Annotated in this window: 17 protein-coding genes; all 17 read left to right on the forward strand. The window is 46.2% G+C overall.

The window, feature by feature from the left end; translation table 11 throughout:
* Positions 1 to 86 precede the first annotated feature (86 nt).
* Positions 87 to 2,579, forward strand: a complete 2,493-nt coding sequence (locus DXN04_RS11090) for a cellulase family glycosylhydrolase (protein WP_199415022.1) — start codon at positions 87 to 89, stop codon at positions 2,577 to 2,579.
* 31 nt (positions 2,580 to 2,610) lie between these two features.
* A complete protein-coding gene (locus DXN04_RS11095) occupies positions 2,611 to 5,550 on the forward strand; it encodes a SusC/RagA family TonB-linked outer membrane protein (RefSeq protein WP_116853433.1) in 2,940 nt (979 codons plus the stop codon).
* Positions 5,551 to 5,555: 5 nt separating this feature from the next.
* Positions 5,556 to 7,127, forward strand: a complete 1,572-nt coding sequence (locus DXN04_RS11100) for a RagB/SusD family nutrient uptake outer membrane protein (RefSeq protein WP_116853434.1) — start codon at positions 5,556 to 5,558, stop codon at positions 7,125 to 7,127.
* Positions 7,128 to 7,137: 10 nt separating this feature from the next.
* A complete protein-coding gene (locus tag DXN04_RS11105) occupies positions 7,138 to 8,199 on the forward strand; it encodes a DUF5111 domain-containing protein (RefSeq protein ID WP_116853435.1) in 1,062 nt (353 codons plus the stop codon).
* The gene (locus tag DXN04_RS11110; protein WP_116853436.1) at positions 8,196 to 9,209 is read left to right on the forward strand and encodes a glycoside hydrolase family 53 protein; all 1,014 of its coding nucleotides are present in this window, start codon (positions 8,196 to 8,198) and stop codon (positions 9,207 to 9,209) included. Before DXN04_RS11105 ends, DXN04_RS11110 begins: the two co-directional genes overlap by 4 nt.
* Before the next feature lie 9 nt (positions 9,210 to 9,218).
* On the forward strand, positions 9,219 to 11,657 hold the full coding sequence (locus DXN04_RS11115) for a DUF4982 domain-containing protein (RefSeq protein ID WP_199415023.1): 2,439 nt from the start codon (positions 9,219 to 9,221) through the stop codon (positions 11,655 to 11,657).
* A 288-nt stretch (positions 11,658 to 11,945) separates the two neighbouring features.
* A complete protein-coding gene (locus DXN04_RS11120; protein WP_116853438.1) occupies positions 11,946 to 12,779 on the forward strand; it encodes a phosphoribosyltransferase family protein in 834 nt (277 codons plus the stop codon).
* Between the two features lie 3 nt (positions 12,780 to 12,782).
* The gene (locus DXN04_RS11125) at positions 12,783 to 13,337 is read left to right on the forward strand and encodes a TerD family protein (protein ID WP_116853439.1); all 555 of its coding nucleotides are present in this window, start codon (positions 12,783 to 12,785) and stop codon (positions 13,335 to 13,337) included.
* A gap of 5 nt (positions 13,338 to 13,342) precedes the next feature.
* Positions 13,343 to 13,957, forward strand: a complete 615-nt coding sequence (locus DXN04_RS11130) for a TerD family protein (RefSeq protein ID WP_116853440.1) — start codon at positions 13,343 to 13,345, stop codon at positions 13,955 to 13,957.
* Between the two features lie 16 nt (positions 13,958 to 13,973).
* Complete coding sequence (locus DXN04_RS11135) at positions 13,974 to 15,074, forward strand: toxic anion resistance protein (RefSeq protein WP_116853441.1); 1,101 nt, start codon at positions 13,974 to 13,976, stop codon at positions 15,072 to 15,074.
* A gap of 13 nt (positions 15,075 to 15,087) precedes the next feature.
* Positions 15,088 to 16,050 (forward strand): hypothetical protein, encoded by a 963-nt coding sequence (locus DXN04_RS11140; RefSeq protein WP_116853442.1) that lies wholly within the window; start codon positions 15,088 to 15,090, stop codon positions 16,048 to 16,050.
* Between the two features lie 2 nt (positions 16,051 to 16,052).
* Positions 16,053 to 16,547 carry a class I SAM-dependent methyltransferase gene (locus DXN04_RS11145; RefSeq protein ID WP_116853443.1) on the forward strand — a complete coding sequence of 165 codons (495 nt, stop codon included), beginning with the start codon at positions 16,053 to 16,055 and terminating at the stop codon, positions 16,545 to 16,547.
* Between the two features lie 21 nt (positions 16,548 to 16,568).
* A complete protein-coding gene (locus tag DXN04_RS11150; RefSeq protein ID WP_116853444.1) occupies positions 16,569 to 17,657 on the forward strand; it encodes a hypothetical protein in 1,089 nt (362 codons plus the stop codon).
* Positions 17,658 to 17,710: 53 nt separating this feature from the next.
* Positions 17,711 to 18,616, forward strand: a complete 906-nt coding sequence (locus tag DXN04_RS11155) for an ADP-ribosylglycohydrolase family protein (protein WP_116853445.1) — start codon at positions 17,711 to 17,713, stop codon at positions 18,614 to 18,616.
* Positions 18,617 to 18,670: 54 nt separating this feature from the next.
* A complete protein-coding gene (locus tag DXN04_RS11160) occupies positions 18,671 to 20,140 on the forward strand; it encodes a DUF3375 domain-containing protein (protein WP_116853446.1) in 1,470 nt (489 codons plus the stop codon).
* Between the two features lie 6 nt (positions 20,141 to 20,146).
* A complete protein-coding gene (locus tag DXN04_RS11165; protein ID WP_116853447.1) occupies positions 20,147 to 20,743 on the forward strand; it encodes a DUF4194 domain-containing protein in 597 nt (198 codons plus the stop codon).
* 17 nt (positions 20,744 to 20,760) lie between these two features.
* Positions 20,761 to 24,159: an ATP-binding protein gene (locus tag DXN04_RS11170; RefSeq protein ID WP_116853448.1), complete on the forward strand. Its 3,399-nt coding sequence runs from the start codon at positions 20,761 to 20,763 to the stop codon at positions 24,157 to 24,159.
* Positions 24,160 to 24,225 lie beyond the last annotated feature (66 nt).

Here is a 24,225-nt window from a genome sequence, read left to right on the forward strand (position 1 = left end):
TTTATCCTATTATGTCCGATATCAACCCCGCTTAAAAACCATTCTTAAATAGCTTCGGACCGTACGAAAAACTGATACGGTTATATATGTCCCTAAAGACGATTCCACTCCTTTGCATGTGCTTGTATTTCACAGCCACGTTCGCTCAGCAACCTATCTATGTAGATAAAGCTGGGGTAATGCGCTGGTCAGACTCTAAAAAAGAAGCCTCCTTCTACGGGGTCAACTACACCCTCCCATTCGCCCATGCCTACCGTTCAGTCCACGACCATAAGACAGCTATCGACAAGGACATCTACCACTTCTCCCGCCTTGGATTCAATGCTTACCGCATCCACATCTGGGATGTTGAAATCACAGACTCCATAGGCCGCTTACAACAAAATGAGCACCTCGATCTTCTCGATTACCTGGTCTCCAAGGTCCAACAAAGGGGAATCAGGGTGCTGATCACCTGCATGACCAATTTTGGGAATGGCTACCCGGAAAGGAATGAACCCACCGGCGGCTTCTCCTATTTATATGACAAATGTGACGTTCATAAGAATCCCAAAGCCATTGCTGCTCAGGAAACTTATGTCCGCCAACTACTCAACCATGTCAATCCCTACACCGGCAAAGCGTATAAAAATGATCCTGCCATCGTAGGTTTTGAGATCAATAATGAGCCCTGCCATGTAGAATCTCCTACGTTGACCAAAAAGTACATCGCTACCATGGTCGCCGCTATCAAATCAACGGGCAATAAAAAGCCGATCTTCTATAATGTCAGTCATAACAGGGACCATGTTCCTGCTTATTATGCCTCTGATATTCAAGGCACTACCTACCAATGGTACCCCATAGGCCTGGTAGCCGGCCACACCCGCAAAGGGAATTTTCTGCCCTACGTAGACCAATATAACATCCCTTTCTCCAGCGAAAAAGGATTTGCTTCCAAAGCTAAGGCCATCTACGAATTCGATCCTGCCGACATCACCTATAGTTATATGTACCCGGCTATGACCCGCACATTCCGTAGCCAGGGATTCCAATGGATCACCCAGTTTGCCTATGACCCCATCGATATTGCAGCTTATAATACCGAGTACCAGACACACTTCTTAAATCTTGCCTACACTCCCAGGAAGGCCCTCAGCATGAAAATAGCTGCAGCCGTAGCCACAAGCATAAAACGTGGGGAGCAATTTCCTGCCTACCCGGCTGATACTGCTTTCGGAGACTTCCTGGTGAGTTACCGGCAAGACCTGAGCCTGCTCAACACACCGCAGCAATACTTTTACACTAACAATACCAGTACCCCTCCCGTAGCCCCCGACCAGCTGACTGCTATTGCTGGCTATGGCAACTCGCCTATCGTGAGCTATGAAGGTATCGGTGCTTACTTCCTGGACAAACTGGAAAACGGTGTATGGCGATTAGAACTCATGCCCGATGCTATCCAGGTGGCAGATCCCTTCGCCAAACCTTCCCCCGGCAAAGAAGTCGTAAGCATTGCCTGGAACCAATGGCCTATGCAATTGCAGGTACCTGACCTGGGGAATCATTTTATTATCCGGAGCCTCAATTCTGACAAAAGAGATTCCATCGCCACAAAAGGTGTTTTTAATATCAGTCCTGGTGTTTATTTGCTGATGAAAGAAGATACCCGGCGATGGTCTGCTTCTTCTGAATGGGGGCATATTAAACTGGGCGAGTTCGTGGCACCGCCTGCTCATCTCAAACAATTCACAGTTATACATACGCCTTTAACAGCGGCTGATAGCGGGCAAAATATAACAATCCAGGCAGACATTGCCGGACCCGCCTTCCCTGACTCTGTCATCCTGCAAACAGATCATGTCTCTTTCTGGTCCGATCACAATCCATCTGTACGCCTCAAACGCATCCATGGCTACACCTGGGAAGGCACCATTCCTGCCGGCCTGATTAAAGGCAGCACCTTGAAATATACAATCACTGTATATAATAACGGCAAAACATATACGTTCCCTGGTAATCAGGAAGGCGCTCCCCTTGATTGGGATTTTACTGCAGCACATTATTGGGAAACAAGCATCGCTGCCCCGAAAGAGCCTGTTATACTGGGTGGAGAGCTGGAAAGTTATTCAATGTCTGAGAGTGCTTTTGTGCAGGCTGACATACACAGGGATCAGCCATATAATGCCCCTGTTCAACGATATACCATGCATGTAAAAGCAGACAGTGCCCGCTTCTTCTGGCGGAAAAATATCAGCAGGGAAAGATCTTTTCAAAATAAAAACTATCTCTGTGTATATATTCCAACATCCACACTTACTGAACTGAATCTTGGATTTATTACCACAGATGGATATACCTATTCACAACGCATTTCAATTTACAAAAATCAGCAAGTATATAAAGTGCCAATAGGCACGCTACAACAGGATAGTACCGCGCTATTGCCTCGTCCATATCCTGTTTTCCTGAATCAATATTTCGTACCAAAAACCAACATTGACTTTGACATTAATCAAATTGAAACATTAAACATTTCCACATCAGACAAGGTGCCGGACAAAGCTTCCATAGACATTGGAGCAATTTGGCTTGAATAAACAGATCGTATAAAATTTTTAATTCCACAATATGAAGAAATCAATTTTCCGCAAATTCCTATTCTGCCTATGCATGGTAATCAGCAGCCTGGGTGTAAATGCCCAGGAGCAGAGCCGTACCGTAAAAGGTGCTGTGACCGACGAAGGCGGGAAAGCGCTCGAAAGAGTGTCAGTATTAGTAAGCGGCACTGCCATCAGTACCATTACCAATGCTTCCGGATGGTTCACCGTAACACTGCCTCCGGGAAAAGATGTACTGGAATTTACCTATGTAGGTGCTGCTAAAAAAATAGTGAAAGCAGCGGGCGATACCCTACATGTAGTGATGTCTTTTGAAGACAAAAAACTGGATGAAATAGTCGTTATCGGCTATGGTACCAAGACTAAAAAAGATATGACAGGTTCCGCTGTCAGCGTCAGCAGCAAAGAGTTTAACCCTGGTTTAGTCGGTTCATCAGAACAACTGATCAGTGGTAAATCTTCCGGTGTGCAGATTATGACCAATGGTGGTTCTCCTACCGCCGGTAGCACCATCCGCATACGTGGTGGTGCCTCTTTAAGTGCCAGCAATGCACCCCTGATCGTACTGGATGGGGTGCCACTGGAAACCGGTGGTATCAGCGGAAACACTGACAACTTCCTGAGCATGATCAACCCTAATGATATCGAAAGTATCACTGTACTGAAAGATGCAGCCTCCACTGCCATCTACGGTTCCAGGGCATCCAACGGGGTGTTGATGATCACCACCAAGAAAGGAAAAGGCGATCAGCTGAAACTTAACTTCTCCTCCGTTGTCACCTTACAACAAAGAAAGAATGTGGCAGACATGATGTCTCCCGCACAGTTCAGGGAGGTGATCAATGCAGCAGGTACTGATGCGCAAAAAGCCCTCTTAGGTGACAGCAATACTGACTGGCAGAAAGAAGTATTTAAGAATGCCATGGGTACCGATAATAACCTGGGCCTGACCGGCAAGATTGCGAAATCAGTGCCTTTCCGTGCATCTGTAGGCTATTACAACCAGGATGGTAACCTGCAAACCGATAAGACACGCCGCTTCACGGGATCACTGGTGGTGACACCCAGCTTCTTCGATAAACACCTGAACCTGACTTTCAACCTGAAAGGTGCAGCTAATAATAACCGGTTTGCAAACACTAGTGCCATCTGGTCTTCCGTTGCTTTCAATCCAACACAGCCTGTCTACTCCGGTAAATCAGCTTTCGGCGGATTTTACGAAAGCCTCGACAACAACGGCATTCCTGCTACCGGCGCTAACCGGAACCCTGTAGGCCTATTGGATCAGGAAACACGCAAAAGCGATGTATACAGAAGCATCGGTAACTTCGATGCGGATTACAGGTTCCATTTCCTCCCTGATCTGAAAGCCCACGTCACCGTAGGTTACGATTACAGTAAAGGGGAAGGCTCCGTATGGATCCCCGCTGCTTCCGCAAATGGTTATAGTGTAGGTGGTTCCAACAATGATTACTCCCAGACCCTGAAGAACAAACTGTTTACAGGCTACCTGAATTACAGCAGGAATATCGGTATTCACAAGTTTGACGCTACTGCCGGTTATGACTACCAGCACTGGAGCGCAAAAAGTCCTGCTATCACTTACTACAATGAAAAAGGAGAACTGCAGTCTACTGCGAAAGCAACTGATGAACGCCATGTGTTGCTCTCTTACTATGGAAGAGTGAACTATACCTTATTCTCTAAATACATGATCACAGGAACTATCAGAAGAGATGGTACCTCCCGCTTCAGTCCTGAGAACAGGTGGGGAACTTTCCCTTCTGTGGCACTGGCCTGGAACGTAATCGATGAAAACTTCCTTAAAAACAGCAATGTACTTAGCAACCTTAAATTAAGGGCCAGTTATGGTGTAACCGGACAACAGGATGGCATAGGCAACTATAGCTACATGTCCGTGTATCAACAGGGGAACAATTACGCACAGTATCGCTTTGGGGACGAATACTTATATGTATACAGACCATCTGTCTATGTATACGATCTGAAATGGGAAACTACAAAAGCTTTCAACTATGGTCTGGACTTCGGTTTCCTGAACAACAGGATCTCTGGTGCTGTTGAATATTACACCCGCAAAACCTACGATCTGCTGGCGAATGTATCAGTACCTGCCGGTACTAACTTTGACCAGACAGCTACTACGAACGTTGGTAATATTGAGAGCCATGGTTTTGAATTCCAACTCAACACCACTCCAATCAGCAAGCGCGATTTTAAACTGGATGTGAATTTCAACGCTACCAACCAGTACACGAAAGTAACCAATATTACACTGGTAAAAGGAGCCACTACAGTCGGTACTTATTCAGGTCCTTCAGTGGCTGGCAGAGGGATCCAGATCCTTACGCCCGGTTACCAGCCTAACATGTTCTATGTATACAAACAGGTATACGATGCATCAGGCAAACCACTGGAAGGAGTGTACGCTGACCTGAACCATGATGGCGTGATCAACGAAAGTGACCTGTACCGCTATCATTCACCTGCTGCTACCTGGATGCTGGGCTTCAACACGCAGGCTACCTATAAAAAATGGTCTGCCGGATTCACTTTGCGCGCAAACCTGGGCAACTATGTATACAACAATACAAAAATGAGCCTGAGTGCCTGGGAAACTGTACAGTATGTGGATGCGGCGCTGAACAACCTGCATAAAGATTACCTGAACACAGGTTTCAAAACCCGTCAGTACTATTCAGACTATTATGTAGAGAACGCCTCTTTCCTGAGAATGGATAATATGTCAGTCGCTTATAACCTTGGAAAAGTAGTGAAGCACGTGAATATGCGTATCGGTGCCATCGCACAGAATGTATTCACCATCACCAAATACAGCGGACAGGATCCTGAAGTAACCAATGGATTTGAAAGTGCTTTCTATCCCCGTCCACGTACTTATTCCATCAACATTAACCTTGAGTTCTAACGATTATGAAAAAGATCTTATCCTTCATATTATTGATCACCATGCTGGTATCCTGCACCAAGGATCTGAACCAGGTGCCCAGCGTGGAAGAGACTTCTGAGTCTGTATACACGAGTCTTGCAAATTATAAATCCGTATTGGCTAAACTCTACTCCGCCTTTGCAGTGGCGGGTATTGAAAAGGGCGATGGGAATGCGGATATGGCCAGCAGCACTGCATCCTGGGGCTATCTGAGAGTCTACTTCAACCTGCAGGAAATACCTACTGACGAAGTGGTGTATACCTGGGCTGGCGGTGATAACCTCACAAATATTCAATACATGACCTGGGGTGCTTCTGACACCTGGGTGAGCGCGATGTATTATCGTATATATTATACCGTAGCGCTCTGTAATGAATTCCTGAGGAATGCAACTGACGCAAAGATCGCTTCCTTTTCCGAAGCAGATCAGGCCAGTCTGAAAGTTTTCAGGGCTGAAGCCCGCTTCCTGCGTGCACTGGCTTATACGCATGCCATGGATCTGTATGGCAATGTGCCTTTCGTAACCGAAGCAGATCAGGCAGGTGCTTTCACACCTCCACGCATCAAGAGAGCTGACCTCTATGCATACATCCAGTCTGAATTGCAGGATATAGAAGATGTGCTGCCAGCACCATTGCAAAATGAATATGGCCGCGTGAGCAGGGCAGCTGCATGGACATTGCTGGCAAAGAACTACCTGAATGCTGCCGTGTATACCGGATCAGCGGATTATACAAATTGCATTACCTATTGTAATAAGATCATCGCAGGTGGTTATTCATTAGAGCCTGTGTATAAAAAACTATTCAACGGTGATAATGATAAACGTACCACCAATGAAATCATCTTCCCGATTGAAGCAGATGTAGCACATACTACTACCTGGGGTGCTACGACCTACCTGGTGAATGGCCCTATTGTAGGCTCTATGAAGGCATCTGACTACGGTGTGGTATCAGGATGGTCCAGTATCCGCACTCTCAGGGAGTTCGTGAATTTATTCCCTGACCATAGTGGTAATACTGACACCCGTGGGGCCTTCTGGACAGATGGACAGAGCCTGGATGTAGATGATCCGTCTTCTTCCAGCCAGGGTTATTCTATCGTGAAATTTACGAACCTGAATGATGATGGCACTTATACTACTGACGGTGGTTTGGTTAATACTGATTTTCCTATGTTCCGCCTGGCAGATGTATACCTCATGTATGCAGAAGCTGTATTGAGAGGCGGCACCGGTGGTACAGTAGGCGATGCTGTAAACTATGTGAATCAACTGCGGGAACGTGCGTATCAGAATACTGCCGGCGATATCAATGCTTCTACCCTGACGCTGGACTTCATCCTGGCTGAACGTGGCCGTGAACTGTTCTGGGAATGTACCCGCCGTACAGACCTGATCCGCTACGGCAAGTTTACAGGCGGTGATTACTTATGGCAATGGAAAGGTGGATCTGTAAACGGGCAGTCTGTAGATACGAAATATAACCTGTATCCGATTCCAACAACTGACCTGGCTTCTAATCCTAACCTTATCCAAAATTCAGGCTACTAAACACAATTTCATGAAAAAAATACTTCTCTATATACTGAGTATCTTCCTTTTCATCAGTTGTAAAAAGGAAGGATCACAAGCAGTGTTATCTGGTTATCAGGATGGGGCACTGACTGCGACTGCTACGCAACTGACATTGTCACAATCTGCAAAAGATAGCGTGGTCCTGCAGCTCATGTGGGATGCGGGAAAACTAAGTGTCTCCAATGGTTATTCCGTAGAAGAATCACTTCTGCAAACTACTGTGCAATATGCACTGGACGCTGATTTCAGCAATATTAAAAAAGAGGTGACAGTCACCAGTTCAGCTATCTCTTACACCACTGCTGTCCTAAACAATTTAGTGATCGGATTTGGCCTGACAGCGGGTGAAAGTGGTAATTTGTATGTACGTTTAAAAACGACGCTTGCTGCCAATACATCTTCTAAATACAGCAATGTCCTTACACTAAAGATCACTCCTTACGAAGCAGGTAGTGATGCTGCTTACCTGTACATGGCCAGCACTGATCTGACTTCTTTTCCATGGAAACTCTGTGCAAGGAATAAAGATGGTAAATATGATGGGTTTGTGAAGGTAGACCAGTGGTACAATTTCCTGCTTACAAACGAAGAAAGCAACAGTGCTTCAGTAATCTATGGTAGCTATCCTGCAGATGGCAACCAGTATGTATTATCAGCTGCGGGTGATCACTGGAATTTGTGGACCTCCAATGGCGGCTACCTCTACATCGCTGCCAATACAAATACGCTCACCTGGAGTGAAACAGTGGTAAACTCTCTCAGCGTAGTAGGTGACTTTAACAGTTGGAGTACTACTGCGACTCCTATGACCTACGATGCTGTCAACAAGGTATGGACGGCTACCATCACCACGACTTCCGCAGAGCAATGGGGGATCAAAGTACTGGTCAATCAAAGCTGGAGCTGGTTCTTCGGTACCAGTGATGAAGCAGGTGTATGTACTTTATACACCGCAGACGCAAATGGGTTCCCATATACAAAAGTAGGTACCTACACATTAAAGCTGGACCTGAGTGATCCACAGAAGTTTAAATATTCAGTAGAATGAAGCAATTAGGAATATTAGCAGCTATTATACTGTTGTTCGCCTGCAATAAGAATGACGGCGCTACAACAAGTACTACAGATACCTCGGGATTCGCCAAGGGGGCAGATGTGAGTTGGATTACAGAGATGGAAGCGTCCGGCAAAAAGTTTTACAATGCCGGGGGGACAGAGATGGATGGTATCAGGCTCCTGCAAAGTCTGGGCGCGAATGCAGTGCGCTTGCGGGTATGGGTCAATCCTTCAGATGGCTGGTGCAATCAAAGCGATCTGCTGGTAAAAGCATATCGTGCTAAGAGCCTGGGTATGCGGATCATGATTGATTTCCACTATAGCGATACCTGGGCAGATCCAAGTCAGCAAACAAAGCCTGCTGCATGGGCCAATATGAGTTTTGATGAATTAAAAACAGCAGTAGCTGATCATACCAAGGAAGTACTTACACTGTTAAAAGAAAAAGGTATCACGCCTGAGTGGGTGCAGGTAGGTAATGAAACAGGTAATGGCATGCTTTGGAATGATGGTAAGGCCGCTACAAATATGGCTAATTACGCTACCCTTACGAATGCCGGTTATGATGCAGTGAAAGCGGTCTTCCCGGATGCCAAAGTAATTGTGCACCTGCAGAACGGTAATGATAATTCATTGTTCAGATGGCTCTTTGACGGGTTGAAAGCTAATGGTGGAAAGTGGGATGTGATTGGTATGTCCCTGTATCCTACAAAAGATAACTGGGCGGCATTGAATACAGCCTGCTACCAGAACATGCAGGATATGATTGCCCGCTATGGTTCTTCCATCATGATCTGCGAAGTAGGAATGGACCAGGAGCAGGCAGCCACTGCCAAAGAATTCCTGACAGACCTGATAGCCAAATCAAAATCTGTATCCGATAACAAAGTATTAGGCGTATTTTACTGGGAGCCGGAGGCATACGGTGCCTGGAAGAACTACACGATGGGCGCATTCGACGACTCAGGAAAACCCACTGAAGCCCTGGACGCATTTAAATAAACAGACGATATGATGATATTACGATGGTGTCTGCTATTTGTGCTGATCGCAAATTGCTTACAGGCACAGGACCGGAAGGAATTTTTGCTGGAGAAGAACTGGCAGTTTACCCAGGGCGATCCATCGGGTGCTATGGAGCAGACCTTTAACGACAAGGATTGGAAGACTGTTTCAGTGCCGCATGACTGGGCCATTTACGGTCCTTTTGACCGTAACAATGACCTGCAGGAGGTAGCTATAAAACAGAATGGAGAAACGGTGGCCAGCACGAAGACTGGTAGAACAGGTGGTCTGCCCTATGTAGGTGTCGGCTGGTATCGCAATCATTTTGATGTACCCACAGGTACAACTGTATCACTGTTGTTTGACGGTGCGATGAGCGAAGCCCGGGTGTATGTGAATGGTAAAGAGGCTTGTTTCTGGCCGAATGGCTATAATTCTTTTTCTGTAGATGTAACGCCTTATCTCACTGCTGATGGAAAGAATAACCTGGTAGCAGTTCGTTTAGAAAATAAGCCACAATCTTCCCGCTGGTATTCCGGTGCAGGTTTGTATAGGAATGTACATGTGATCACAACTGGTAAAGCACATGTTCCGGTATGGGGCACTTACATTACAACTCCGTTTGTATCCGATGCATATGCTGCCGTGAATCTTAAGACAGCTATTGACAATACCGGCGATGCGGATGTCAAGGTGATCACCGAAATCCTCGATGCAAAAGGAGTGCGGGTAGCGATAAAGGAAAATGTGCAGAAAGTAACGCATGGCCAACCATTTGAACAGAACTTCATCGTGAACCAGCCTGCCTTGTGGTCTCCTGAAACACCTGTTTTATATACAGCACGATCTGTGATCTATATGAATGGTGTGCAGGTAGATACTTACAGCACCCGTTTTGGGATCCGTGATATAAGGTTTGTGGCAGATAAGGGATTCTTTTTGAATGGAAAATTGCGCAAGTTCCAGGGGGTATGTAATCACCATGACCTGGGTCCACTGGGGGCTGCGATCAATACAGCAGCACTGCGTTATCAGCTGACACTGCTGAAGGAGATGGGTTGTGATGCCATCAGGACATCACACAATATGCCTGCTCCCGAGTTGGTAGCCCTGTGTAATGAAATGGGCTTTATGATGATGATAGAACCATTTGATGAATGGGACATTGCCAAATGTGAAAATGGTTATCATCGTTTCTTTGCTGACTGGGCGGAGAAAGACATGGTGAATATGTTACGCCACTACCGCAATGATCCGAGTGTGGTGATGTGGAGTATCGGGAATGAAGTACCTACGCAATGTAGTCCTGATGGATACAAGGTAGCATCTTTCCTGCAGGACATTTGTCACAGGGAAGATCCTACCAGGCCTGTAACCTGTGGCATGGACCAGGTAAGTTGTGTGCTGAGTAATGGCTTTGCTTCCATGATCGATTTACCGGGTTTCAATTACCGTGTACACCGGTATAAAGAGGCATATGGCAAATTGCCGCAGAACCTGGTCTTAGGTACAGAGACATCATCCACAGTTAGTTCCAGGAGCGTATATAAGTTCCCGGTAGTGAGGAAAGCGGATGCGGTATACAAAGATCATCAGTCATCATCTTACGACTTTGAATATTGTTCCTGGTCCAACCTGCCGGACGAAGATCTGGCGATGGCGGAAGATAATGAATGGTCCATCGGGCAGTTTGTATGGACAGGTTTTGACTATTTAGGAGAGCCGTCTCCTTACGATGTAGATGGCTGGCCCAATCATAGTTCTATGTTTGGCATCATTGATCTGGCCAGTATTCCCAAGGATCGTTATTACCTGTACAGGAGTGTATGGAATAGGCAGTCACCAACCTTGCATGTATTGCCACATTGGACCTGGCCGGGTAGGGAAGGGCAGGAGACACCGGTATTTGCTTATACCAGTTACCCTTCAGCCGAATTATTCATCAATGGGAAAAGTTATGGAAAGCGATTCAAGAATGATTCTACCACACAGCACCGTTATCGCTTAATGTGGATGAATGCCATTTATGAACCGGGTGAAATAAAGGTAGTAGCATATGATGCAAATGGGAAGGCGGCGGCAGAAGAGGTTGTGCGTACAGCAGGTAAGCCACATCACATCGTGCTGGAAGCTAACAGGGACGCGATAGTGGCGGATGGCAAAGACCTGGCTTATATCCGGGTGAAAATAGTAGATAAGGATGGCAATGTTTGCCCGGCAGATCAGCGCCTGGTCAACATTAGTGTATCAGGAGCGGGCACTTACAAGGCTGCTGCCAATGGAGATGCCAGCTCCCTGGATTTGTTTCATCTACCCCGGATGCATGCATTTAACGGCGAGTTGACGGCCATTGTCCAGTCGAAAGAACAGGCAGGTGAGATAGTGGTGGAGGTTAAGGCGAAAGGGCTTAGTGCAGGCAAAATACTTCTGAAAAGTGGCATTTAAACCCTGAATCGAAAAGGCACCGGGCATTCCGGTGCCTTTTTTTATATAAATTAAATTGAAAAATGTAATATGTAAACTTTTTATTTTGTTTGTGATGTTAACCGTTTGCTTCCTAATTTTCCCATTTGTACCAAAAGTTCATTAAATATTAAAGTTCAAATTAACGTAACCCGAAAAATCTCGTTATTTTTAAAAAGTTGACTAGAGGGACAAAAAAGCTATGGACCCAAAACCAGGCGTTGATTGTATTGTAAATTACCTTATGAACTAAAAAAGTTTGTTAAACTAATGACATTTACCTATTCATTACATAAGATCCACCACCCTGATAGTTTCGGTTTCTCTCCGGATGCCTATAGCCGCTTTAAATTTGGAGATGATACTGTAGCCAGGGCTTTTGGTACAGCTCTTGCCGAAGGTTTTATCAGGGATCGTCTGCGCTATGCGGGTCTGGAAAAGCAACTGGTTGTTATTTCCAGCCCATACGCTTTCATTCCTACTGCTACCTTTGCGATGAAGAATCATTTCGTTTTCCGGCTCAACAGCTGGCTGGCGGAAGAAGGATACCCGGTGATCCAGGAGGCAAAGGTGCACCGTACCATTACCTACAAGGAGGACTATGGTGAGCTGAATGCGGCTGAGCGGCTAAGACTCATTGGTAATGATGCATTCCATATAGACAGGTCCTTCCTGGAAGGAAAAACCTTAATTTTCCTGGATGATATCCGGATTACGGGTAGTCATGAAAAAATGATCCTGCGGATGGTGGAGGAATACGAATTAAAGAATGATATTTACCTCCTGTACTTTGCAGAACTGGCTAATCCGGCTATTCATCCAAATATTGAGAATCAGCTGAATTATCATCATGTAAAGTCTATATTCGATCTGGAAAAGATTATACAGGGAGACAGTTTCTTTATCAATACGAGGATTGTCAAGTACATACTCAACTATGATTACGATTCATTTTGTATCTTTTTACAAAATCAAACGGAAACCTTTATCAATCTGTTGTATAACATGGCCGTGGGCAACGGGTACCACACGATAGACGCTTACGCCCGTAACCTCGGCTTCATCAAAAGATGTATATATCCGACAAATAATATAAAAGCTTAGAAAATGGCAATTAACCTTCAAAAAGGACAAAGAGAGGCAATCAATGCGCCTAAGTTTACAATCGGGCTGGGTTGGGATACCAACAGTTCTTCCACGGGCGGCAGCTTTGACCTGGATGCATCTGTATTCATTCTCGGTGAAAATAAAAAGATTCTTTCAGATGCTCATTTTGTATTCTATAACAACAAAAAATCTCCGGACAGCGCCATTGAGCATTCCGGCGATAACCTGACTGGTGAGGGTGCGGGCGATGATGAGCAGATCAAAGTAGACCTGTCCAAAATCGATCCGAATGTAACTGAGATCTGCGTGGTAGTCACTATTCATGAAGCAGAGCAAAGAAGGCAGAACTTTGGCCAGGTAAGAAACAGCTATGTGCGCATCGTTGATGCTTCCAATAACCAGGTACTGCTTAAGTATGAACTGGAAGAAGATTTCTCTATTGAAACTGCCGTTGAGTTTGGCCGTATCTACAAGAGAAACAACGAATGGAAATTTGAAGCTGTAGGTGCCGGTATGAAAGGCGGTTTACAGGATTATCTGAATAAATACAACTAATTATCATGGCTATCAACTTACAGAAAGGACAACGCATCTCCCTCGAAAAAAGCAATGGTACCAGGCTGGAAAGGATCTGCGTAGGTATCAACTGGGGAGCTATTGAAAAGAAAGGATTATTCGGACTCGGCAAGACAAAAGAAGCTGTAGACCTGGATGGTAGCTGTATATTATACAACGAGAATAAACAGGCCCTGGAAGTTGTCTATTTTGGTAACTTGCAATCCAAAGACAGGGCGGTAAGACATAGCGGTGACGACCTCACCGGGGATGTAAATGGTAACGACGGGCTGGATAACGAGGTAATCACACTGGATTTCTCTATCCTGAATCCTTCTGTAAACTATGTGGCATTTGTGCTCAATAGCTTCAGGGGGCAGGATTTCGGTACCATCCCATTTGCATCTATCCGCATTTACGAAGGTACACCCAGCAGAGTGACCGAAGTATTTGCAAAGTATGACATTGCACACGATGCAGCCTTTGCCGGCCACGTTTCCATGGTCATGGGAGTATTCTACAGGAAGAATGGCGAATGGAAATTCAATGCCATCGGGGAAGCTACCAAAGACAGAAAATTGCAGGAAACTGTTGATACAGTAACCCGCCAATACTTATAGACTAAAAAATTTGCGTATGGATATTAATGCAAATACGACAACTGATGTAGTCATTGCCACCCCGCACATAGACAGGGAAGGCAATGTAGACCTCACCACCGTCACCTCGGACGAAAGTAAAAAGTACGAAGAGGTCAGCAAATCCCTCGTTCCGGGTGACGTAAACGCCATCCTGAACTATGGTGCAGAAGTGGAGAAATCCATGGATAAGTACAGCAATGACTTTCTCACCTCCGTACGTACCTTCAACTCCGGAGAGGTAGGTAATCACATCAATGATCTGCTGACAGAACTGAACTATATAGATGTAGATGAACTGGAACAGGGCGGGTTCAAGTCTTTCATGTCCAAAATACCATTCTTCAAAAAACTGGTAGTGGATGTAAAAGCGATGTTCCAGAAGTATGATACCGTTATTGCCAATGTAGACAAGATCACGAACAAGATCAAAGCGGGTCGTATCAACTCCCTGAAGGACAATACTGCCCTGCAGACGATGTTTGACAACAATGTGAACTACATCAAGCAGATGGAAGAACTGATCATCTCCGGTCAGTACAAATATAATCAGCTAAGTATTAAACTGGCTGAAATGGAAGGTAACCCTACAGCGTACCAGGATTACGAAATCTCTGATATGCGTGAGTTCCTGCATCGCCTGGACAAACGCCTGGCCGATATGAAGATTGTACGCTTTATCATGATGCAATCCCTGGCGCAGATCAGAGTGGTGCAGAACAACAATACTGCCATTGCTGAAAAAGCACAGTCAATCGTATCAACCACCATTCCTGTGTGGAAGAACCAGCTGACGATCGCCGTTGCCCTGCAAAGACAAAAGGCGAATGTGGAAATGCAGAAGAAAGTGGCAGATACTACCAATACTATCCTGCAGAAGAATGCGGACATGCTGAAACAAAACAGTATCGAAGTAGCAAAGCAGAATGAAAGTACAGTCGTATCTATCGAGACGCTGAAACGTACCACTTCTTCCCTGATTGAAACACTTGCAGAAGTGAAACGCATCCATGACCAGGGTACTGAAAACAGAAAACAACTGAATACAGAACTGCAGTCACTTGAAACAGAGCTGAGAAAGAACGTAACCAACGTATAAGGAACGCTAGCTAATGGAGGAGAACCGGGCCGTCATATTAAGTGAGTCAAACAGGACAATCAGCAAATTGCAGCTGCTGTCGGTGTTTTTTGAGGATGAAATAGTCTATAAGATCTTTCTGCGTACGCAGGTGATCCATAAATTATTTGAGAACAATCCGGACCTGGATGTGAATAAGCTCGAACTCTTTCATGTTCAATATTCGTTGACCATCATCGAACTGCTCAGGAAAATCAAAAGTGCCAACGAGCGGAATGTACTCATCCTTCATGATGAGATCCAGCTCAACAGAGACCTTATTGACAAGCTGAATAGCAACGTATTCACAGAACAAAGTTATAACCTGGAAAAGCAGCGACAGGCACTGAAAGTCAACCAGTCCCTGCGCCGGCTTTTCCAGCTATTGTCAGAGGAAAAGGATGAATCTCCTTTCTCTAAAAATATCAATGCATTCAGTGCCCGTTTCGCGGCCGATTTCTTCTACGATATCCCCTTTGACCTGGTAGAAAAACTTACAGACTATAACCCGGCAGAAGTATACCGCAATGCATATGCTACCATCCACAGGAAGCTGATGGGCATCCTGAACAAAGTGGATTTTAAAAGTGAATTCTATTGCGGGTTGACAGCGGGGAGCCTGATCCTGGAAGTATACCACATCGTGGGTGTAGACAGGTATTTCCTGTTTGTACCCTCCCGCAATTTATTTCTCTTCCTCGAACTGGCGGAGCTGTCGGGCATAGATCTGCACAACAATATTTCCAAGAAAGCCAGGATCATCCAGGAAATAGCGGACAAGAACGACCAGCTGCAAAGTACTGCCAGCGTGATAAAAACACAGATCCCGCCTGATATTAGGAAGCTGATATCAGACTACCATAATAAGATTGATGATGTGAACTTCCTGCAGAACCTCAGTGATGTGGATATAGAAGCGAATATCCTCAAAGCCATGTTGAATACAGATAGCCTTTAGCCATGGAATTATCCGAAGCCATTCAGTTTATACAATGTGATGTGTTGCAGCATGCAGGCATCAGCCAGTGGGCTGACCTGGGCTGTGGCAGTGGCCTGTTTTCTACGGCACTGGCGCATTACCTGCCTGAAGGAAGTACGATCTATGCAATAGATCATAAACCGGCTACGAGGATTGCCGGGCATGGGATTAAAATATTCAATCTCGATTTTGTGTTCGATCCACTGCCTTTTGGGCAGATTGATGGGGTACTGATGGCCAATTCATTGCATTATGTAAAAGACCAGGCCGCATTTGTACGGAAACTGAAAAATCATACCGACCGTCTTATTATCATTGAATACGATATAGAAAAACCAGTACCTACCTGGGTGCCTTTCCCGGTGAGTTATAGCAAATTGTCCACCCATTTTCCTGGCAGGAAGATTAAAAAATTAAGTGAACGTGCTTCTGCTTATGGGCAGGGTAATATGTATTCGGCATTGATAACTCTATAATTTAAATAATAGATCTATACCATGAAAAAAATCTATCTGGCAGTGATGACCTGCTTAGTTTTTGTAAACCTTGCCCAGGGCCAAGCCCTTCAGAATGTTACCTCCGCAGGAGATACTACTAACTATCTAATCCGTATTACAGGAGCTAACATACCATTTACACTTACCGGCCCCGGTCTGGAACTGGGATATCTGAGTGGTACCGGATTTTTACAAACGTACAACCGAACGACTACTGCATTCCTGCCCCTCGCATTGAATGGTGCTACTATTACCACCAATAGTCGTACCCTCATTGCTAACGCTACAGATGACGGCAGCACGGCCCTCCAGGTAAATGGTGGGGCTTCCCTTACCAAACGACTATACCTGAATGCTGCCATAGAAGGCAATAATATCTTCCAGTATGGTAGTCACCTGGAATTCCACAACACCCGGTTTACAGGTGGTATGGCCATGACTATTGGTCAGAATAACAGTGGGCTGATCCAGGCATTTTCTTCATCTGCAATGGATGGTAGTTTGCTGTTGAACCCTAACGGAGGCAAAGTAGGGATTGGTACTGCCAGCCCTGATCAGGTTTTGACCATTAAGGGGGGAGGTATTGGATTTGACGGAACTTCTTCCGATAAAAAACTGTATTCCCCTGTAGATGGCACACTTGAATGGTATACCAACAACAATGCCGGGGAACATGGCTTTGCCTTAAGTCATCAGGGGACAAGACAGGTATACCTGAACACATATGGCAATAGCTATATAATTGGTGGCAACCTGGGGATTGGAACAAAGGCACCTCAGTCTTTGCTGGCTGTAAATGGTACAATTACAGCTAAGAAAATACAGGTAACAGCTAACGGATGGGCTGATTTTGTATTTGATGAGCATTACCAGCTGCCTACCCTTGCAGAAGTAGAAAATTTTATCAAAGCCAATAAACACCTGCCGGAGATCCCGTCTGCTGCGCAGGTTGAAAAAGAAGGGCAGGATCTGGGGGCAATGAATAAAGCATTATTACAGAAGGTGGAAGAGCTCACGCTGTATATCATCCGGCAGCAAAAGCAAATGGATGCGATGGAGGCCAGATTGAAGGCCGTGGAAAAGCAATAACAGTAAAAGATACTAATATGTGCAGAAGGCATATATTAGTATCTTTATACCCTATGACCATAGACGAAAAACTACGCCTCGCCAGCCTCTCTCTTTTTGGTCTATCAATAGGAGATGCCTTTGGAGAAACCTTCTTCGGCAATGAAGACCTCATCACCAAAAGACTTATTTACAAGGAATTAAAACCTGGCCCCTGGAACATTACTGACGATACGGTCATGGCTATTGGCATTTACAAAATGCTGGAACAGGACGGAAAGATTGACCAGGTAAAACTTGCAGCGGAATTTGCCCGTAACTACCAGCTGGATGATTACCGTGGTTACGGTGGTACTGCTCACGCTATTTTGCGTGCAATAGGGGAGGGCGAAGACTGGAAAACTGTGAGCAGCAATGTCTTTGACGGCATGGGCTCTATGGGCAATGGTGCAGCCATGCGGGTAGCTCCCCTGGGTGCCTACTTCCACGATGATGTGGAAGTCCTCAAACAGCAGGCCCGCCTCTCAGCAGCAGTGACCCACTACAATGAAGAAGCCATTGCCGGTGCAATTGCCGTGGCCCTGGCTGCGGGTATTGTGATCCGGCAGCCTGACATCTCCGCGGCTGATTTTTTCGCTTTCATCATTCAGCACACACCGGATAGCGATACCCGGTCCAAAATTCAAAAAGCAGCCACTTTAGCAGCCAATTACGATATCCGGACCATCGTTTCTGTACTTGGGAGCGGCGTGAAAATGCTCGCCCAGGATACGGTTCCTTTTGCCCTCTGGTGTGCTGCCCACCATCTGCATGATTTTGAGGCTGCTATCTGGACTACCGTAAATGGTCTGGGCGACCGGGATACCACCTGTGCCATCGTGGGAAGCATAGTCGCCTTATCCGCTGGTACTGAACAGATTCCGCAGGAATGGATCGCCCGTACAGAGGATTACAAGGCGACACTATTTTTCAACAGCTAATGGGGGTAACTCCTTCTTTGTTCACTCCATTTTTTTCTACAATTTGCACCCTCTATGAACAAAGACGATTTATTCTGGCTCATTTCCTCTTCACCTGCTATCCAGATGCTGCGCCTGCGCAACACCCATTGGATACTTCCATTCCTGTACAGTGTGTTCAAGGAAGAGAACCGTTTCTCTATCCCTGAGTCCCAGCTGGTACAAATGCTGGCCGAAACGCTCAGCCTACAGGAAGATGGTGTGGAAGACCTGGAAGAAGCAAGGATCAACTTTGGTGAAGATGAAGAAACACGTAGCCGAAAATATATACTCAACTGGGTACAGAAACGCATCCTGCAGGACCTGCCGGATGCCGAGGGGAATACCCGCTATCAGCTGAGCGCTTATACTGAAAAAGTATTCCAGTGGATGCAGACCCTGCAGTTGCGACAGCACGTAGGTACTGAAAGCCGCTTCAAACTCCTCTTCAACTCCCTCCGCGATATCGTGGAAAACACGGAAGATGACAGGGGTAAGAAACTGGAAATTCTCAAGAACAAGCGGGCCGAAATTGATAAGGAAATCAAGGCACTTGAACTGGGTATCACACCGGACAGGTACAATAATGCCCAGGTACAGGAGCGCCTGGAACTCTTTACCCGGCTTTGCTACGAACTGATCAGCGATTTCCGTGAGGTGGAAGATAATTTCAAACAGATCCACCGCACAATCGTAGAGCAGCATACACGCGCTGAACAAAGCAAAGGTGCCATCATCGGTTTCGCATTCGAGGCCTACGATTCCCTGCGCAACAGTAACCAGGGCAAGAGCTTCTACGCCTTCTGGGATTTCCTCATCTCCCGTGCAGGACAGGAAGAATGGCGCGAACTCACCGAACAGCTCATGCACCTGGTAGGTGAAAGAGGCATTCAGGCCGATGAATCTTTCCTGACCAACATCAAATCACTGCTGCTGGAACAGGGAAAGAACGTATACGATGCCAACGATAAGATGGCAGAAAAACTCAGCCGCATTATCTCAGAAAAAGAAATTGCCCGGCACCGCCGCCTGCGCAAGCAGATCAACAGCATCAAGGAACTGGTGTTTGGCCTCAAGGAAGAAGAAGAGGATGTGGATGCCGGTATCAGCATCGATGACAGTGCTGAAATCAGGATGATCCTGGAACGCAGGCTTACATTGGACCAGAAGAAAACACTTGCAGAAGTAAAGCAGCCTGCTACTGCTACAGAGAAGATTGAGGACATGACACGCTTCAGCCGCCTGCTCAACACCTCTCACATCAACAAAAAATATTTGTGGACGAAAGTGGAAAGCGTGCTGAAAGACAAGCAGACTGCAACACTCAAGGAAGTGCTGGAAGCCTCCCCGCTGGAATATGGTCTCGCTGAGATCATCAGCTATTACGACTTTGTAAGGGAGAAAGGAGGCAAGGCATACACCGTGCAAAACACTACAGAACTGATACCTCTCAATGCGGAGCAGACCCGCTTTTTGGAAGTACCTTATCTTTTATTCGGAAAATAAACCAGTATGAGTACACCTGTCAAAATATTACCCTACGCTTCCTTAGTAGTCAAGTTGCTCAAAGGACCCGTAGAATATGTAGAAAAAAGTGCCTGGGAGAAACTGTTGCAATACAAGGTGGAACTGATCATCTTTCTGCAGCAACTGGGCCTCACCCTGGTACTGGATGAGCAGGATGGCTACGCATTTGTAAAGCATGCCATGTCTGAAGACGAAGAAGCCTATGTGAGCTGGGTACAGCGCCGCTCTTTCAGCTATGAAGAGAGCATTATGCTGGTATTGCTGCGCGAGATGATGGCCGAATTTGAAATCAGTGACTCCTCTTCCCGTGAGTTGATCAAAAAGAGAAGAGAGATCAAGGAATATGCAGAACTCTTTTTCAAGGAAGGGGCAAGCCGCATCCGTTTCCTTAAGGATATAGACAGGCTGATCGATAAAGTGGAAGAAAACGGTTTCCTGCAAAAAATAGAAAACCACGATCTGATCGATGAGCAGAAGTTCCGCATCAGAAAGATCATCAAAGCTAAAGTAGACAGCGAAGCGCTGGAACAATTCCAGCAACAACTGCTCGCACACCAGGAAACACCTGTGGAGGCTGAGTAAGAAAAACCAACAATCCAATGCAACTAAACGTATTCAGTACAGATAGTCAGAAGACCGGCTTCCGCCTGCAATATATGGAAGTGTTCAACTGGGGAACCTTTGATGAACACATTCATACCATCAGGCCGGAAGGGGAAACCAGTCTGCTCACCGGTGCCAATGGTAGCGGCAAGACCACCTTCATTGATGCCCTGCTCACACTGATGGTGCCGGAAAAGAAATATCGTTTTTACAACCAGAGTAGTGGTAGTGAAAAGAAGGGTGACCGTACCGAAGACTCCTATGTAATGGGCGGCTATGGTATGATCAACAACGAAGCTACAGGCGTAACCAAAACCCTGTACCTGCGAGAGAACAAAGAAGAGGCTTACAGCATTCTGCTGGCAAATTTTGCCAATGAGGCAGAACAGTTTGTGACTATTTTCCAGGTGCGCTACTTCGTGAATGGCGATATGCGTAAGATCTTCGGAGTGGCGCACAGGGCTATGCACATCTCAGAAGATTTTCGTCCATTTGACCTGGGCGGTCAGTGGAAGAAACGGATCGATCAGCTTTACAACAAGGGTGCGCGCAAACAGGTAGAATGGTTTGATGCCGCCAGCAAATATGCACAGCGACTGGTAGATGCCCTGGGTATGCAGAGTATCCAGGCATTGCAGCTCTTTAACCAGACTGTAGGTATCAAGGTGTTGGGGAACCTGGATGACTTTATCCGTACCAACATGCTGGAGCCACGTAATATGGAAGAGCAGTTCCAGGAACTGAAAAAGCACCTGACCACCTTACTCGATGCACAGCGTAATATTGAAAAGGCAGAAGAGCAGATCCGCATGCTGGAGCCTATCAAGGAGCACCATGCGAATTTCGCCAGTTACGCTGCAAAGATTTCCGGCTACAAGCAGGACCTGAACACGGCGACCATCTGGAACAGTTACACACGCAGCCAGTTGCTGGGCCAGGCCTTGCAGGAGAAACGTGAAGAAGTGGTTGCCCTGCTCCGCAATATTGAAGAATCCAAGCGACAGATGAATGAGCTGCTGGAGCAGGAGCGTACTACACGCAATATGATGGAGCAGAACAAAGCTGGCCAACGCATGGCACAGCTGGAAAAGACCATCGATGAACTGCGCCAGAAGAAAGTAGCAGCCGAAGCCAATCTCCAGGAATTCATGACCTGGTGCGAGACCCTGCACATCAAAGATAACGAGATCAATGATGAAGCTACCTATACACGTCTCCTGAAAGAAGCTGGCCGTGCGGCACTGAAACTGGAAACAGAACAGCGTCTCAACGAAGAAGATGAATATAGCGCCAAGCGCGTAAAAGAAAAAGCAGATAGCGAAAGAGACAGCCTGGAAAAGGAAATAGAACTCCTGCACCAGTCTAAGAACAACATTCCATCTCACCTGATGCAGTTGCGCAAAGACATGTGCAATACACTGCGGATAGATGAAGGAGAGATTCTCTTTGCCGGTGAGCTGATCCAGGTGAAACCTGAAGAACAGCACTGGCAGCCTGCGATAGAGAAACTGTTACATTCATTCTCATTGCGCCTGCTGGTACCGGATAAGCATTACAAGAAGGTAACCAGTTATGTGAACAACAATAACATGCGTACCCGCCTGGTCTACTACCAGATCAAGGAATCAGCATTGACATTGTACCCGGATGAAAATACAGTCTACGAAAAACTGGATTTCCATCCTGATCACAAACTCACCGAGTGGGTAGAGCAACAAATCATCCAGCACTTCAACTACACCTGTGTAGAAAACGAAAAGGCCCTGCAGCGTTATGATATGGCCATCACGATCGAAGGCCTGATCAAGAACAGGGATCGCCACGAAAAGGATGACCGCTCCGGCAGGAACGATGAGAGCCGCTATGTAATGGGTTGGAACAATGACCGCAAGAAGGAAGCCCTGATCGCTAAACGTAATAAGCTGAATGAAGCCATTACATCCAGCACTGAAATATTACAAACCTGCAAGACCCGTTCTGCCCGCCTGCAAAAGCAATTCTATGCTGCCGGCCGCTTAAAGGAACACAAGGGTTTTGAAGAACTGAATATTCCTAAAATCCAGAAGAACATTCACAAGGCAGAAGAGCAGATCGCTTCTATGCGTGATGAAAACAATGAGCTGGATGCTATGACAGAACAGCTGCAGGACATAGAACGTTCAAAGCAGCATGTGCAGGAGGCCCAGGCGACCCTGATCAGGAACGAAGCGCTGGCGCAACGCAGCATCTCCGATATGGAGACAGAGCAGGAGAACCTGCAGCACCTGTTGCAGCACATTACCGATGCTGATAAGGATGCATTGCTGGAATTCCAGCAGCAGCACAGCCAGCAGCTGAGTGAAGTGACCCTGGACAATATCGGCAGCATCTACAAATCGCTGAGAGAAACCAAGGAACAGCAACTGAAACAGGCGGAAGAAGCCAGTCATAAGGAAGAGGTATTGCTGAACCGCAGTATCAATCGTCTTAAAAACCCTTCTCCGGAGTTATTAGCGCGTTTCCCCGACTGGAGTGCAGATGTACATGCGATGTCAGAAGAAGCGAAAAATGCGGGCGAATACATCGAATGGCTGGATAAACTGAGCAATGATAACCTGCCCCGTTTCAAGAAGGACTTTGAAAGCTATATCAATGTGACTATCACTTACAAGATTGGTGGTCTGAATGAAGAGATGGAGAAGTGGGAGCGTGATATCTCCAATACGATCCAGAAGCTGAACCAGTCTCTGAGTGGCATCAACTTCAACCGCCTGCCGGATACCTATATCCAGCTGGTGAAACGGCCTGTGCCAACAGGTACAGAAGTAAGAGAGTTCAAAAGCCGCTTACTCGATGCCTTACCACAGGCGGCTAACTGGCAGCAGAGCACCTTCGAGGAGAAGGCTACGCACTTCAGGGAAAGAGTGATGCCGCTGATTGCCGCACTGGATGAAAGCGAAACTTACAGAAGCAGGGTAATGGATGCACGTAACTGGTTTGAATTCTGGGCAGATGAAAGGTATCGTACTACCAATGAATCGAAGAAGATCTACCGCCAGATGGGACAATTGTCAGGTGGTGAGAAAGCACAGCTCACATACACCATCCTCTGTAGTGCCATCGCGTACCAGTTTGGCATCACGAGAGAAGGTAAGAATACCCGCAGTCTCCGCTTCATTGCAGTGGATGAGAGCTTCAGTAACCAGGATGAGGAAAAGGCCACTTACCTGATGGAGCTGTGTAAGCAGTTGCATCTGCAGCTGCTGGTAGTAACGCCTAGTGATAAGATCTCTGTGGTACAACAGTTCATTGCGCATGTGCACCTGGTACAGAGGGTGAACAACAGGCATAGTGTGCTTTACAATATGACCGTAAAAGAATTGCAGGATAAAATATCCGATGCAGAAGTAGCATAAAGAATGCAGGGGCCGCTGGAACAGCGGCCCCTTTTTTTATATATTGCAGGCAAATACAAGAACAGT

The organism is Chitinophaga silvisoli (assembly GCF_003412465.1).
Classification (GTDB): Bacteria; Bacteroidota; Bacteroidia; order Chitinophagales; family Chitinophagaceae; genus Chitinophaga; species Chitinophaga silvisoli.

Coding starts and splice junctions, on each gene's coding strand:
- DXN04_RS11165 (WP_116853447.1), top strand. CDS start 20,147: ATGAGTACACCTGTCAAAATATTACCCTACGCTTCCTTAGTAGTCAAG.
- DXN04_RS11150 (WP_116853444.1), top strand. CDS start 16,569: ATGAAAAAAATCTATCTGGCAGTGATGACCTGCTTAGTTTTTGTAAAC.
- DXN04_RS11135 (WP_116853441.1), top strand. CDS start 13,974: ATGGATATTAATGCAAATACGACAACTGATGTAGTCATTGCCACCCCG.
- DXN04_RS11160 (WP_116853446.1), top strand. CDS start 18,671: ATGAACAAAGACGATTTATTCTGGCTCATTTCCTCTTCACCTGCTATC.
- DXN04_RS11140 (WP_116853442.1), top strand. CDS start 15,088: ATGGAGGAGAACCGGGCCGTCATATTAAGTGAGTCAAACAGGACAATC.
- DXN04_RS11115 (WP_199415023.1), top strand. CDS start 9,219: ATGATGATATTACGATGGTGTCTGCTATTTGTGCTGATCGCAAATTGC.
- DXN04_RS11120 (WP_116853438.1), top strand. CDS start 11,946: ATGACATTTACCTATTCATTACATAAGATCCACCACCCTGATAGTTTC.
- DXN04_RS11110 (WP_116853436.1), top strand. CDS start 8,196: ATGAAGCAATTAGGAATATTAGCAGCTATTATACTGTTGTTCGCCTGC.
- DXN04_RS11095 (WP_116853433.1), top strand. CDS start 2,611: ATGAAGAAATCAATTTTCCGCAAATTCCTATTCTGCCTATGCATGGTA.
- DXN04_RS11170 (WP_116853448.1), top strand. CDS start 20,761: ATGCAACTAAACGTATTCAGTACAGATAGTCAGAAGACCGGCTTCCGC.
- DXN04_RS11090 (WP_199415022.1), top strand. CDS start 87: ATGTCCCTAAAGACGATTCCACTCCTTTGCATGTGCTTGTATTTCACA.
- DXN04_RS11155 (WP_116853445.1), top strand. CDS start 17,711: ATGACCATAGACGAAAAACTACGCCTCGCCAGCCTCTCTCTTTTTGGT.
- DXN04_RS11100 (WP_116853434.1), top strand. CDS start 5,556: ATGAAAAAGATCTTATCCTTCATATTATTGATCACCATGCTGGTATCC.
- DXN04_RS11105 (WP_116853435.1), top strand. CDS start 7,138: ATGAAAAAAATACTTCTCTATATACTGAGTATCTTCCTTTTCATCAGT.
- DXN04_RS11125 (WP_116853439.1), top strand. CDS start 12,783: ATGGCAATTAACCTTCAAAAAGGACAAAGAGAGGCAATCAATGCGCCT.
- DXN04_RS11130 (WP_116853440.1), top strand. CDS start 13,343: ATGGCTATCAACTTACAGAAAGGACAACGCATCTCCCTCGAAAAAAGC.
- DXN04_RS11145 (WP_116853443.1), top strand. CDS start 16,053: ATGGAATTATCCGAAGCCATTCAGTTTATACAATGTGATGTGTTGCAG.